General features: G+C 57.9%; 7 protein-coding genes. 3 read left to right on the plus strand and 4 right to left on the minus strand.

All coding sequences use genetic code 11. The annotated features are described in order from the left end of the window. Position 1: 1 nt before the first annotated feature. Entirely contained in the window at positions 2-2164 is a 2163-nt protein-coding gene (gene pbpC / locus ACOZ42_RS09740) for a penicillin-binding protein 1C (RefSeq protein ID WP_426345080.1), read from the minus strand. Further along, the gene (locus ACOZ42_RS09745; protein ID WP_301605833.1) at positions 2148-8057 is read right to left on the minus strand and encodes an alpha-2-macroglobulin family protein; all 5910 of its coding nucleotides are present in this window, start codon (positions 8055-8057) and stop codon (positions 2148-2150) included. Before ACOZ42_RS09745 ends, pbpC begins: the two co-directional genes overlap by 17 nt. A gap of 343 nt (positions 8058-8400) precedes the next feature. On the opposite strand from ACOZ42_RS09745, the gene ACOZ42_RS09750 reads away from it, so the two are divergent. Continuing rightward, a complete protein-coding gene (locus tag ACOZ42_RS09750) occupies positions 8401-8937 on the plus strand; it encodes a hypothetical protein (protein WP_003799485.1) in 537 nt (178 codons plus the stop codon). A 77-nt stretch (positions 8938-9014) separates the two neighbouring features. Here ACOZ42_RS09750 and ACOZ42_RS09755 read toward each other — a convergent pair whose 3' ends face one another. Together ACOZ42_RS09755 and hemN are read right to left on the minus strand one after the other, a co-directional pair. Then, entirely contained in the window at positions 9015-10163 is a 1149-nt protein-coding gene (locus ACOZ42_RS09755) for an NAD(P)H-dependent flavin oxidoreductase (RefSeq protein WP_426345081.1), read from the minus strand. Between the two features lie 122 nt (positions 10164-10285). After that, on the minus strand, positions 10286-11707 hold the full coding sequence (gene hemN, locus ACOZ42_RS09760; RefSeq protein WP_426345082.1) for an oxygen-independent coproporphyrinogen III oxidase: 1422 nt from the start codon (positions 11705-11707) through the stop codon (positions 10286-10288). 196 nt (positions 11708-11903) lie between these two features. Between hemN and ACOZ42_RS09765 the strand changes: the two genes are divergently transcribed. Both ACOZ42_RS09765 and ACOZ42_RS09770 read left to right on the plus strand, forming a co-directional pair. Beyond that, positions 11904-14831, plus strand: coding sequence for a monovalent cation/H+ antiporter subunit A (locus ACOZ42_RS09765; protein WP_003799479.1), 2928 nt, complete (start codon positions 11904-11906; stop codon positions 14829-14831). Beyond that, entirely contained in the window at positions 14831-15172 is a 342-nt protein-coding gene (locus ACOZ42_RS09770) for a Na+/H+ antiporter subunit C (RefSeq protein ID WP_003799476.1), read from the plus strand. Before ACOZ42_RS09765 ends, ACOZ42_RS09770 begins: the two co-directional genes overlap by 1 nt. The last annotated feature ends 11 nt before the right edge of the window (positions 15173-15183 follow it).

Consider the following 15183-nt stretch of genomic DNA (forward strand, 5'->3'; position numbering starts at 1 on the left):
GTTAATCTTTGTTAAAGCTTGTCATTTGTGCACCTCTAATTTGTACACTGACTTGGTCCATCAACCGACCTTGTTCGGTTTTCAGTTCAATGCGCAGCGTACCGGGTACCAGGGGAATACGCACTTGGGCCCCACCGCCCGCTTTCACGCCCTGGACCCACCATTCCAACGCTTCGTTGATTTGCCCCTGCGCCAGCAAGCGCAGTTGCTGGTTTTGCGGCGGAATATCCGGGTCCAAGGCCAAGATCGTACCGTCGACGGGCTCCTGGATACGGGCCGGACCGGCATAGGCCAGATTTGCATCGTTCAACTGAATACGATCGGTCTGCGTGCCCTCTACAAAAAACTCTTCACGACTGGGCTCCAAAGCCGGCACAAACACGATTTGTCGAAGCTGCACCTGCTCTGGCCGGACCGTTTGACGACCGGGTCTGTACTGGTTCAGGACAGAGATGACCTCGTGCCAGATCGGTGCGGCCCCACTGACGCCGGATACATCTTGCATACTTTGTCCTGCACTGTTGCCAACCCAGACGCCCACTGTGTAGTGCTCCGTCCAGCCCAGAGCCCAGTTATCACGCATATCTTTACTGGTTCCGGTCTTGACCGCGCTCCAGAACGGGGTACTCAAGGCACTGTCCAAGCCGAAGGTCAGCACACGGGCCTGACGGTCAGACAACATATCACCCACAATCCAACTGGCTCCAGGGTCCATGACGGGACGAAACGCTGCCATGGACTGATCCATACGCACGTTTACCGCCTGAGCCTGGCCCAGATTAGCCAGAGCACGGTACGCGTTGGTCAGCTCCAGCAAGGTGACATCAGCACTGCCCAGGGCCAGGCTGTAACCATAAAAATCACCGTCCTGCCGCAAATTAAGCCCCAGTTCGCGCAAACGCTCCACCAGACTGGCCGGCCCCAGCAAGGTCAGAACGCGTACGGCAGGGATATTCAGGGACGAAGCCAAAGCATTGCGCGCACTAACCCAGCCAATAAACTGCTTATCGTAGTTTTGTGGAATATACAGACCATTGCCGGTTGGCAGATTCAAGGGTGAGTCCTGCAGCAAGGAAACGGCCGTCAGCAGACGCTTCTCGATGGCCAGCTCATATAGAAAAGGTTTGAGCGTGGAACCTGCCTGACGCAAAGACCGGGCATGATCGACCTGCGCGGCTTCGGACAGGTCGCCGCTGGAGCCCACATAGGCCAGCACCTGCCCCTGATGATTATCCAGCACCACTACGGCCGCATCCTGCACACGGGCGGTGCGCAGATCCAGCAGATGTCGTCGCACACTGGCTTGAACCTGCCGTTGAAGACGCGAATCCAGGGTAGTGTGCAAGCGATCCCCTGCTTCGGTCTGTGGACTTTGCTCCAGAACCCAGCGGGCGAAATGCGGCGCCAGTTGCGTCTGCCCCAGTGGTGCCTGCCCGGCTCGACGCAAGGCCACAGGCACCAGATGACTTAATGCTTGGCACTGCTGGGCGCGTCCCATTGCCTGCAAGGTCAAGCAGGCCCGACGCTCGACCGTCAAGGCCGAGGCATTGGGGCCTCGCAGCAAAACGGCAGCAATCGCTGACTCGCGTGCATCCAGCGCAGCGGCCTGCTTTTGAAACAGGGTGCGTGCCATCGCATCCACCCCGACAAGCTCGCCCCGAAAGGCTACCTGATTGAGGTAAGCCTCCAGAATTTGCGGTTTGGTCCAGGTATCTTCCAATGATTGAGCGGCAACTACCTGATCCAGTTTTTGCCACACCGAACGCCCGCCCCGTCCGCCAAGCAGCGTATGATCCAACAGCCCGGCCAACTGCATGGTAATGGTGGACGCGCCTCGGCTCCGTCCCGCAAACACACCGTCCCAGGCCGCAGAACCCACTGAAAGCCAGTCCACCCCGCCATGCGATTCAAAACGGCGATCTTCGGACATCAAGACCGCCAATTGCAAAGCCGGGGAAATCTGCTCCAGCGCCACCCAGTCGCCGCGCCGTTGATGAAAGTCCAGTCGCACCCGCTGGATGAGCTGGCCCTGGCGATCCAGGACCTGCACATCAGACGATCGGAAGGACTGACGAACGTCTTCATAGCTGGGTGTGGCCTGTCCGGAGCTGGCCCATAGGGCCAGTCCCGACAACAGCAACCCTGCTTTAATGGCTTGGCGCATCCACAACGTCCAAAACGTGCTCATTAGGCCAGAGAGCAAAAACATCGGGCTCGTACAAAGCCTCGGCCCGCGTGGCCGGCAATACAAACTGGCCCACCGTGTTCAGGCGCAGTGTGTAACTGACTTCCGTCGTGCCTTCCTCAAAACGCTCGTAATACGCCCGGTAACCATCGAAGCGGCGCTCGATAAAGCTGGGCCATTGACCGGACTGCGTCTGACCAGCCGTGGCCATGGCCGAATCCCGACCCAGCCCACTGCCCAGAATGGTCGCGCCGGCAGGAACCGGGTCAGACACGACCACCCAACTGGCCTGGCCTTGCGCCTTGACCTTGATCGTCACCCGCATGATGTCGCCACGGCTCCACACGCCTGGTTTGGCCTGCTCCACAGCCTGCACCTGACGCTCTATGCTCAAACCGGCCGCCACAGGCTTGGTCACCGGCACAGCGGCCAGAGAGCGAACGTCAATCCAGGCCTTGCCCTCGCCTAGTTGCTCAACGCTCAAGTTGTCTGCCTGCTCGCCACGCCAAGGGACATCCATTTTGGTGGAGCGTACGCCCTGGCCGTCGGGTGTCAGCATATCCCAGTCCACCACCTGGGCCGTTTCGGAGCCCAGAATCACCATGGACTGTCCTGTCGGGGCCTGCTCGTGATGACGGCTGAATTGCTCGATGGCCAGGCTGCCCAAGAGGTTCTCCGTCGTCATGCGCCAGGCACCACGCTGTTGCTCGGCCAACAGACCTTGGGCCAGACGAGGCATGTCCTCAGTCCAGTCAGGCATCTCATTGACCAAGAGCATCAGGCGAGCCTGATTGGTCACCCGGCTGGTCATGGCCCAGGGACTGCCATTGAGTGCATCGTCGCCAAACACCAGACGGGTTCCGCGGCTGATCAGACGTGCCTGAATCAGCCCCAGTGCTTCTTTACGGCTTTGCGCAGCTTGCTTGATCCCGGGCAGGCGCTGGGTCAGATCCACCCATGCCAGCAGAATATCGGTCGGCCAGCTTTGCAAATTCAACTCGACCGAATCGAGCATTGTGACGCGCGCACGGCCGTACTTCGCCAATACGGCAACCGCACGAATGACTTCGATATCCCGCTCCTGGCGAGAAACGGTCTGCATGGACGGGATTCGGCCATTGACCACGTTCTCCAGTCCTTGCAGCATCTCGTTGCGAAAGCCGTCAGGAATGGGATAGTTCAGCCCCATGGACTGAGCCATGTAGCTGATATCCAGAATGTAGCTGGTCAGTACACGGCTACCCCAACCGTAATTGCTGGGGAAATAACGCAGCAAGCCATCCTGGTCTAGATAGGAAGGCAGACGCTGCATCAGACCAGCCCATGCGCCTTCAGCACGCAGGCCCATGAAGCGGGAGGCTTGCTGTTCAAAGCAGGTATAAGGATAGCGTTCAAACCAGGCCCGCACCCCTTCCATTCCGCCCCCCAAGGAGGAACGGAACAACATTTGCAGGCCGCCCTGCACCCCGCCCTGCTCATTTTTCAGGGCGCCGGCCGGCACTTGCACCGACATGTTCAATGGCTGCTCCATGGACACGGACACCAGCGTTCCTTGCTGAACCGTTACCGGCGTGGCCGTAAAGACTTCCTGCTTGATGGAGAGGCTGTCCTTGGCAGGTTTGCTCTTGCCCGCCGCCTGCAGCACTTCCTGCGCATCCAGTGTCCATTCCAACTGATGCGAATCAGCCGAGCCACTGGAGGCAGGGACCGTTATGGGCCAGGAGACCACTTTGGCCGAACCGGAAGCCAGTTCAACGGTTTGCTCAGGCAAGGCGGCTGATGGCAAGCCCTTGCCACGGTACTGTGCCTGCACGTTGACCGTCATGGCACGCGGGCTGCTGTTTCGCAGCGTAAGCTGAGCCTGGTACTGATCGCCTTCGCGAGCAATCGCGGGCAAACCAGGAATGATCTGCAGATCCTGCGTGGTGACGATCTGGGCGGAGCCACTGCCAAAACGCTCACCAGCCAAATCGGCAACGGCCACGATGCGGTACTGGGTCAAGGAGTCTTTGAGGGGGACCGTCACGGTCGCGCGTCCTTGAGTATCCAGCTCCACATTGCCCTTCCATAGCAACAAGGTGTCGAGCAACTCGCGGGTGGGGCTCTTGCCGCCGCCACCGCCTGCTGCCACCGCCTTGCGGCCATAATGTCGACGTCCCACAATCTCGGACTGTGCTGTAGCGGTCTGCACGTTGTAACCCCGCAAAGCACGCATGGCCGTGAGCAGGTCCCAACTCGTGTTAGGGCTCAGTTCCAGCAAGGCCTGATCCACGGCCGCCAGGGCCACGGAAGCACCGGCTGCGGGTGAACCATCCGGTTTGAGAACCTGAATATCCACCTGGGCCTGCTCACGGATGGCGTACTGATTGCGATCCGTGCTGACTTTCACATCCAGCGCATCTTGCTGGCTACTCACTTCGATACCGGCCAGACCAAAGCGATAGCTGGGCTTGGACAAATCTACCGTGGTAGTCGGGGCCACAAACTCGCCCCCCCCTTCCGAGTAGGCCTTGTACCAGGTCAGAGGCTGGCTCCAGCCCCAGCTGAAAAAGGAGTACCAGGGAACATCACGCAGACGCCCCCGCAGCACCAGCACGGAAACGTAGACATTCGGCCCCCATTCGGGTTTGATCTCCACGCTGACGGTCGGATTGTCGCCTTCGAGCTGGACAACCTGGGCCTGCAACACACCCTCGCGCTCCACCGACACCAGGGCGGTGGCCTCACGGAATGGCATTCGCACCTGGAACTGCGCCTTTTCGCCCGGCGCCCAGGTCTTTTTCGCAGGAATGACATCTATCCGGTCATCATTCTGACCACCAAACCACAACGAGCCCGAACCGCTGACCCAGACCGTGCTGGCGGCCACCGACTCACGGCCCTTGTCATCACGCGCAATGGCACGCAGCTCCACCTGGCCGCCCTTCTCCAGTTTTACATCGCACTGCACCAACCCCTGTTCGTCGCTGCGTCCCTCGCAGACCGTACCCAGGTCTTGGCGCTGCTCCTGGTTGTCGTAGCTGTAAAACCCGCCCACCATACGCTTACGAATCGAGAAGCGCTGCACATTGGCGGCCTCAATACGGACTGGCACATTCTTCAAGGGCTTGCCGTCAGGGCTTAAGGCAATAGCCGAGAGCTGGGTGGATGAACCCGCCGCCAACCAAGTGCCTGCACGCAAGCCCGCCACCACATCGGCAGGCCATACCGCAATCGTCTGGGTCAGGGTTTGAATCTCGCCATTGGGATCGGAAAACGTCGCCTCCACCAAAAACTCGGAAGGCTGATCCACTACAGGCAACTGATCCAGCTTGGCACGCAACCCGCCTTGGGCATCGAGCTGGAAGCGTTGTTTGTTCAAGAAAACGCGAGCCTCTGACATCGCCGACTGATCCGCTTTTTCAGGCGGCGCAAAGCTGTAGTCACTGTAAGTGCTGAACGCGGGCGACTGACTGCGCACCACCGCCGACAGTTGTACAGGCAGGAAATCCGCCGGGCCACCAGACAGATAACGCAGCTGCAGATCAGCCTGCATCTGCTCAGGACTGATCAGATAGGGACGATCCTGACCATCACTTAACTTGATACTACCGCCCAGCACAGGCAGCTTGAATTGCTCAACACGGAAATCACCAAAATTGAAGTACTGGTTCTCGCCTTCGGTTCGCAGTCGGTAGACACCCAGCTCCGCATCCTTGGGGATCGTCCAGTCGGTCAATGCAAATACGCTACCGGCCGCCGTTTTTTGCCATTTCAGTGGCAACTCAATCCGTTTGCCGCTGCCTTCATGTTCGACGATCATCGTCTCGGGATAACGAACTGGAGCCTTGAAGCCATCGCGTACCCGCTCACGCAGGTAATGTTTCATGTGCGCGACTTCACCGGCACGAAACAGGCTGCGATCCATCACGCTATGCGCAACCGGCTCATCGCGACCGCCCCAGTTATAGGGCACATTAAAGCGCCATGGCTCGATACCGGCGTTCCATTCGCTCAGCGCGAAACTGAACTCGTCTTTGCCCCTGGCCATGGGGTTATCTTTATCGATGCGAGCCGTCACAAACAGGCCGGACAGGCCAGTCTCATTGCAATAATCCGGGCTGGAGACAGGATGGGGGTGATGAAAAACCCCGTCCTGCCCTGTTTCGCCCTGCACCAGCTCTTCGCCGCGGCAATTCATGACACGGATTTTGGCGCCGGGCACGACTTTGGCATCATCCAGGGTAGTGACCCAAACCAGCAGGTCATCACCACCTTGCTTGATGTGTACCCCCAGATTGGTGACCAGCACCGAACTACGCACATACATGGTGCCCGCCGACTCCAGCAAGGAGGCGCCCAAGCGCGGCGAGGCCACTTCCAGAACGTGGAAACCGGGCTCTTTCAGCGGCACGCCAATCAGTTCAAAAGGACGCTCGTTTTTCTGGTCCATGCCGGGCAAATCAAGCTTTTTAAGATCCTTGCCCTGAAGCAGAGGCTGAGCGCGCAGATCCAGATAACCGTTTTGATCGATGGGAGCGGTTACGCGAAAATCGCTGCCCATCATGCTCTTCAGCGTGTCCGCTGCCACCGACCAGGAATAGTTAAGCTGCCGCAGCCGGGAATACCAGGCCAGGACCTCCTTATCGTCCTTGACCGCCATCGCCCCCACCTGCCCGGCCGACACCAGCATCTGCTGAGTGGTCAGATTCGCTTCCACATTACGCAAGTTCAAACCAATGGCGGGTGGGTCAGCGTCATCCGAGCCATCGCGATCAGCATGACCAAAGCGCTCGACAATCCCAAAAGGCTCCACCACAAACTTGACCAGCGGCGGATACGTCGTCGTCTTCATGCCGTTGCTCAAGACCTCGGGATTTTGCAAGGGCCGCCCGGCATCGTCCGTCAAGGAGTCTGGAACCTGGATGGTCAGCTGGGCATTTTCCGGAAAAGGCCCCTCAAATCGTACATTCTGGCCGGGACCACGGTCTTGCCAGGCCTCATCCTGGTCGGACACAGGCTCCCATACCTTGTCGCCGGCTTGTAGACGAATCTGCTGCAGGTGCTCATAGGCAACCGGTGCCGAGAACTGTACAGCCACACTGCCAACAGGCGTGCAGGGCGCCTCAGCGCGTTCGCGCAGACAAGAAAGCGAAGCCGTGAAATGTGGCCGCACTGAAAAATCGAAGGTATAGCGGTCGGTATTAGGCACGCCCTTGCGATTGGCAATCGCTGTCGTGATGCCCGGCTCGAGCACAACCGACACGCTGGCATCGGCGGGCAAAGGACGCGCGCATTGCACGGCCTGATAACGCTCATCCACCTCATCCACATAGAAGGCAGAACGAGCCAGGGCATCACGCTGCGCACCTTCAATGGCCTTTAAGCCAATGCGCTCGCCAATGCCCTCAACCCGGCAATACCCGTGCTTGACTAAAGAAGCACTATTAACGGGCGCATTGAAATTAAATAAAAATACCTGGTCTTCATCAATAATGCTGTAATACGGGCGGCTGGATTCCAAAATGGCGCCACCGGAATTGAAACGATATTGAGCCGGTCCGCTAATCGCTTCATTATTAATGCTGCGAAAGCTCTTGGACACCACGGCGGTACAAGTCAAGCCAGGTCCTGGTCGCTCATCAAACTCATAAATCCAGCGACGGGAATCCAGCCAGCGGCCCTGCCCCGCAACGGAAGGATCATCACACTGGACCTGGACAGGTGCCGGCAGTTGTGAATCGCCAAAATGAACAGCGGGCTTGGCAAAGGTAACTTTGACATCCCGTAAATCGGACGTCGCCCCTTGGGGCGAAAAACTGCTAATCGTAATGGCTTGGGCGCTACTGACGCCCAGCAAGAACATCAAGCCCAGCAAAGACTGGCGATGCATCGTTCTTCCCCTATGGATATGCTATTTTCGGCGCCAGTTTAATGGAAATCCGCTACGCTGAGCGTGTATAAACTCTTACATGCATGCTTAAAGAATGCCACCAAGTGCAACAAAAAAAAACGCCGGACTTTAAATCACGGCGCAATGGCTTTGAAGGGGCAAACATGGCATTTGAAAGTAAAATTTTCAAATGCGACCAAACACCCCCTTTTTTCCTCAAACTGGCGACATCAACTACGATAAATGCCATACGAACAGACAGCAGCACTGGAAAACCAGCCCACTAACCCCATATAGAGTGAGGCTTGTGAAGACCCAAGCGCTTCGATTTCAGGAAAGACACATGAGCACCATGACCCTGCAGGAACTGGATAAGACCCGAGAGGAATGTCGCAAACTGATCAGTCGACGCGCCCTGCTTTCAGCCGCCGCTGCCGTTGTCCCTGTTCCCGGCGTGGACGTAGGTACCGACGTGGCCATTTTAATGAAGGTCATCCCCATTATTAATGCCCGCTTTGGACTGACGGCCAGCGATGTGGACGCCCTGAGCCCCGAGCTGAAGAAGCTGGTGGTGGTCGGTGGAACAAGCATGGGCTTGGGCCTGGTGGGCCGCGTTCTGAGCACTGATCGCATCATCAATATTCTGGTGCGTCTGGGAGCAAAAAAGCTGGCCGGTAAATATGGTGCCAAATATGTCCCGCTGATAGGCAGTGCCATTTCTGCCTCTATCAGCTTTGTCGTACTGCGCAAGGTCGGCAACCAGCACATCGAGGAGTGCTATGAGATTGCCCGTCGTCTGGCATTGGAGACACAACGACGGGAAGCTGTCCATACCATCGATGCGGCTGAAGAAGGCCTGATACGCGAGCTCAAGGGCTAAGACACCGCTTGCGCGCCTTAGTCTGGAGAGCGTCCTGCTTCAGTTCGCACCCCAGACAGTTCGCCCAGCCCCGGTCCTTAGACTGCAGGGACCACACCCGGTGTTTTGCTGCGACCATTCAACATATAGTCCATCAGTTCGCGCACAGACTTCATGGCCTTGCCGAAAGGCAAGGCCTCTGAACTGCGAAAGAACAGACCCCGCTGTACATCGCCTTTCAAGGCATACGCCAATTGACGGTCAATGCAAAACTGTCCATGACGCTGCACACCGTCGCGCAAACCGCAATGAGCCAGGCAGTCAAAGCCTTCGGTGCACGGCCGTTCGCGAGCCACCGATTGCAGTTTTTTCTCTTTGTGCAAATAAGCGTCCAGCCACGGTGTACGCACGGCACGAGCCGGCAATCCGGCCACGCTCATGAAGGTCACGATGTCCTTGGCTTCCGCATCCAGCAAAACACGCTTGAAATTCTCGTGGGCATCGCCTTCCTCGGTCACCGCAAACGCCGTCCCCATTTGCACGCCATCCGCCCCCCAACCCATAAGCTGGCGCAACTGTTCAGGACGGTGAATCCCACCGGCAGCGATCAAAGGGATGCGCTCGGACTCCAGGCCCAACTCTCGGAATAAGGCACGACATCCCTCCAGCACGCGCTGAAACGCATATTCCGGTTTATTCAGAGACTGATCATCGGCTGCGCCCAGATGGCCAGCCGCATACCGGGGATTCTCCAGAACAACGGCATCGGGCAATCGCTTGCGACGCAGCCATTTCTTTACAAGCAAGGTGACGCCGCGCACGTCGGACAGAATGGGGATGAGCGCGACCTTGGGATGGTCCTGCACCAGTTCGGGCAAGTCCAGCGGCAGACCGGCACCCACTACCACGGCATCCGCACCGCTCTCGCACGACTGGCGCACATACTCGGGATACTGCGAAACCGCCTTCATGATGTTGACGGCGATGCCGCCATTGCCGCCCGAGCGCTCTCGGGCAAGATTGATTTCACGATCCAGCGCCTGCAAATTGGCCGCATCGACCACACCTTTTTCGACTTCACCCTGAGTGCTGTCCATCAGGTCTTCGTGATGACGCCGTAAATCCACGCTGGAGATGGTTCCCAGCCCGCCCAGTGCAGCCACAGTGCCGGCCAGTCGGGACGCCGATATACCGACTCCCATGCCGCCTTGGACAATAGGCAAAAGCAGTTTTCCCTTCAGGGACATGAGACGTAAATCCGTCTTTAGCACGATGTAAATACCTTAGGTTGATGCAAGAACCTGCCGGCCACGTCGGGACCAGAAACAGGGCAATAAAAAGGTGGCCGTCTTTGACAACGGCCACGGTGTTAAATCAGGCGGGAATAGCGTGCGCCGCTTTCCTGGCTCAAGTACTTGTCAAACACCATGCTGTAGGCGCGCACAAACAAACGGCCCTTGGGCAAGACCTGAATGGACTGAGAGTCGACGGTCAGCAAGCCCGCTTGCGCATAGCTGCTGAGCTCTTGCAGCTCAGCGGAGAAGTAACTGGCAAAATCGATGCCGTAACGCGCTTCCAGACGCGCAATCGGTACGGGCATGCTGCACATCAAGTGCATGATGACTTCGGCGCGCAGGCGATCGTCCTGCTGCATCACAATCCCACGCTCGATGGGCAAACGCCCCTGGTCAATTTCGGCGTAGTAATTACGCAGACTGCGGGCATTTTGCACATGCATCGTCCCCACTTGCCCAATGGACGAAACGCCAAAGGACACCAAATCACAGGCTGACCGCGTGGTGTAACCCTGGAAATTGCGGTGCAAGCTGCCATCCAGGCGGGCCAGATTCAACTCGTCGTTGGGCAGTGCAAAATGATCCAGACCGATATAGACATAACCCGCATCCAGCAGGCGCTGCGAGGACATCAGGAACAGTTGCAGACGCTGGTCGGCATCGGGCAACTGTTCTTCGTTAATTAAACGCTGAGCCTTAAAGCGAGTGGGAAGATGCGCATAGTTGTACAAGGCAATCCGATCCGGCCTCAGTTGCACCAGTAAATCAATGGTGGATGCAAAGCTCTCCAGGGTCTGCAAGGGCAGACCGTAAATCAGATCCGTATTGATGGACTGGAAGCCAGCGGCCCGGCCTTGCTCGATGGCACGTTCGACCATGTCGAAAGGCTGGATACGGTTAATGGCTTTTTGCACATTAGGGTCAAAGTCCTGAACCCCAAAGCTGGTACGGTTAAAGCCCAGAGCCGCCAAGTTCTGGAGTGTGTCGTCGGACAGGGTGCGTGGATCGATCTCGATGCCCAGCTCAGCATCGGCCGTGAACATGAACTGCTCCTTGAGCTTGGTCATCAGCCGGGTGAGTTGTTCATTGTCCAGGAACGTGGGCGAGCCGCCGCCCAGGTGAAGTTGCTCGGTGCGCCTGTCCTCCCCCATATACTGGGTGACCATATCGATCTCGCGCAGCAGGTAATCCAGATACTGCTCGCTCTTGCTGCGATCTTGAGTGATGATCTTGTTGCAGGCACAGAAATAGCAGAGCGACTGGCAGAACGGGATATGCACGTAAACCGACAAGGGGGGATTGCTGCTGCTTAAGGCGCGCCGCGACAGCTCATGAATGTAGGGCTGTGCGGGGAAATCCTGAAAAAAACGGTCTGCGGTAGGGTAGGAGGTATAGCGCGGTCCGGAACGATCAAAGCGCCGAATCAAGGCTTCCGAGATCTCGATATCCTGTGTGGTCGGGGCGCTGGCGTCCGATGCTTCCAAGGTTTGCGGCATAGAGGGTCCTCCTGCAAAAGACCGATTTCTTCTAGTCAAGCATTCATTGTGAGAGAAAATCGCGGGTACACGCTTGACCTGCATCAAGGCCACAAGAACTAAAAAAACGCTTTTTTTATGACTGTTGGGCTGAAATTAGCTTCATATATCGTATTATTAAGCGCTAGCCGCCTAAATTACCGCCTGTTGGAGCCAGATGTATTTGCTCGTGATCCTAGCACTGCCGTTTATCGGCAGCTTGCTATCTTCCCTGATGCCCGCGAACTCTCGCAAACTCCAAGCATCTCTTGCCGGCGCTGTCGCCGTTACCTGCGCCCTACTGACCCTCTACGCCTATCCGGACATCGCTCGCGGAGAGGTGCTCGAGTCCTCCCGTTCCTGGATTCCAGCCCACGGCCTGACCTTCAAGTTGCGCATGGATGGTTATGCCTGGCTCTTTAGCATCATCATCACGGCCATGGGGGCACTGATTGCCCTGTATGCGCACTATTACCTGTCAGCCCAGGACCCGGTACGACGCTTTTTTTCCTTTTTGCAGGCCTTCATGGGTTCCATGCTGGGTGTCGTGCTGTCGGGCAACCTTATCCAGATGGTCGTGTTCTGGGAGCTGACCAGCCTGTCCTCGTTCATGCTGATTGCCTATTGGTATCACCGCATGGACGCGCGCCGGGGCGCCCGCATGTCGCTCATCATCACCGGCACCGGAGGCTTCTGTTTGCTGGCAGGCGTGCTCATGCTCGGCCAGGCCGCAGGCAGCTACGATCTGAGCGTGGTACTGGAGTCGGGCGAGCAGATTCGCAATCATCCCTGGTATACCGGGATGCTGATCCTGATTGCTCTGGGCGCCCTGAGCAAAAGCGCCCAGTTTCCCTTTCATATCTGGTTGCCTCACGCCATGGCAGCCCCCACTCCCGTCTCGGCGTATTTGCACTCGGCCACCATGGTCAAAGCCGGCGTATTCTTACTGGCCCGTCTGTGGCCGGTGCTGTCGGGCACCACGGAATGGGCAGTCATTATTGGCGGTGCCGGCTTGTGCTCCCTGACACTGGGAGCTTACGTGGCCATGTTCCAGCGTGACATGAAAGGGGTTCTGGCCTACTCCACCATCAGTCACCTGGGCCTGATTACCTTGCTGCTTGGCCTGAGCAGCCCCCTTGCCCTGGTTGCTGCGGTCTTTCACATGATGAACCATGCCACCTTCAAGGCCTCTTTGTTCATGGCGGCCGGCATTGTGGATCACGAAACTGGTACCCGAAACCTGAACCGCTTGTCCGGGCTGCGCCATGCCATGCCCCTGACAGCCACACTGGCAACCGTTGCAGCCGCTTCCATGGCCGGGGTCCCACTGCTGAACGGTTTCATTTCCAAAGAAATGTTCTTTGCCGAAACTGTTTTGGCCAGCAACGGCAATACCTGGGAATACGCTTTGCCGGTGGTAGCCGTCATTGCCGGCTCCTTTAGCGTGGCGTACTCCTTGCGCTTCATTGCACAGGTATTTTTTGGCCCCGTCGCCAAGGATCTGCCCCGCGAGCCCCATGAGCCACCCCGCCGGATGCTCATACCCAGCGCCATTCTGGTGCTGACCTGCCTTCTGGTGGGCATTATGCCAAGCCTGACCTTCGGGCCCTTCCTGCATACTGCTGCCAGCGCTATTTTGGGCAGTGAAATGCCTCAGTACGACCTGGCCCTGTGGCATGGGTTCAATCTGCCCTTGGTCATGAGTCTGGTGGCAACGGTCATGGGCGTGATTTTGGTCCTTATCATCAACCGCTTCTATAAGAACCGCCAAGGGCGCACCCCGCTGCTGACACGCGCCGATGGCCGCCGCTTTTTCGAGCTGGCCATGGAGTACCTGGAAGTGGCAGCCAACTGGGCGGTGGGCAAACTGTATTCGCCGCGTCTGCAGCGCCAGATCTTGTTGATTATCGTCGTGACGATCAGTGTGGCGGCCCTGCCGCTGGCTCGCGGCAACTGGTTCAAATCCACTATCTTCACCCCGATTGATCCGTTCTTCGCCCTGATGTGGGTGGTCGGCATCGCCTGCGCCATCGGCGCGGCGCGTCAGGCCAAATTCCATCGCCCGGCTTCCCTGCTCCTTTCAGGCGGCGCCGGTCTGGTGACCAGCCTGACCTTTGCCTGGCTCTCGGCGCCCGACCTGGCCTTGACGCAATTGGCCGTGGAAGTCGTCACTGTCGTGCTGATCCTGCTGGGCCTGCGCTGGCTGCCACAACGTGTCAGCGACATGCCGGGCGCTCAGGACAACAGTGGACGTGCCCTGTTGCGCCGCAGTCGCGACTTGATCATTGCCATTCTGGCCGGCGGTGGGATCGCCGCCCTGGCCTACGCCATGATGACCCGCCCCCACCCCAGTGGAATTTCGCCCTTCTTTATCGAGAAGGCCCTGCCCCTGGGCGGTGGCGCAAATGTGGTCAATGTGATTTTGGTTGATTTCCGAGGCTTTGATACCTTTGGCGAAATCGTCGTATTGGGTATTGTGGCGCTGACCGTCTTTGCGCTGCTGCGACGCTTCCGGCCCCCCATCGAGGCCATCGCTCAGCCGCTGGCCCGTCGTCAGAACGTCAAAGACAGCCGTGAAGCCGTTTTTGTTGAGCCCGACCCCAAAACACCTCTGCCCGAGGGCATCATGCAGATTCCAGCCGTGTTGCTGCGATTGCTGCTGCCCATCTCCACCCTGATTGCCCTGTATTTCCTGCTGCGGGGTCACAACCTGCCCGGCGGCGGCTTTGTGGGCGGCTTGATTATGGCTACTGGCATCATCTTGCAATACATGGTCAGTGGCGTGGTATGGATGGAATCGCGCCCCTTGATTCAGCCTCAAACCTGGATTGGTCTGGGTCTGCTGACTGCTGGCGTAGCCGCCATGCTGGTCTGGGTCTTTAACAAGCCCTTTTTGTCTGCCCAAAGCTGGGATCTGCACCTGCCCCTGATCGGCGAGGTACATACCTCCAGTGCGCTGATCTTCGATATTGGCGTATTCATGCTGGTGATTGGTTCAACCATCCTGATTCTGATCGCGCTGGCCCACCAGTCATTACGTTTTTATCGCAAACTGCCGTCGCTGCAATCCGCCTCGAACGCTGCATCCGGGATGGAGAATAAATAATGGAAATCGTGCTTTCAATTGCGATTGGTGTCCTGGCGGGCTCGGGCGTGTGGCTCTTGCTTCGCCCGCGTACCTTTCAGGTCATCATGGGACTGGCCCTGGTCTCTTACGCCGTCAACCTGTTCATTTTCAGCATGGGACGACTCACCATCAGTGCCGCGCCCGTTATTAACAGCAGTGAGCTGGGTGCCAGCTATGCCGATCCCTTGCCGCAAGCCCTGGTACTGACGGCTATTGTGATCGGCTTTGCCACCACGGCCTTGTTTCTGGTTGTTATTTTGGCCAACCGCGGCCTGAGCGGCACCGACCACGTTGATGGCCGCGAGGAAGACGACCTGTGAGTCTGCTCAAT

Source organism: Alcaligenes sp. HNGD-HTN06, from assembly GCF_049932565.1.
In the GTDB taxonomy this organism is placed as follows: domain Bacteria; phylum Pseudomonadota; class Gammaproteobacteria; order Burkholderiales; family Burkholderiaceae_B; genus Alcaligenes; species Alcaligenes ammonioxydans.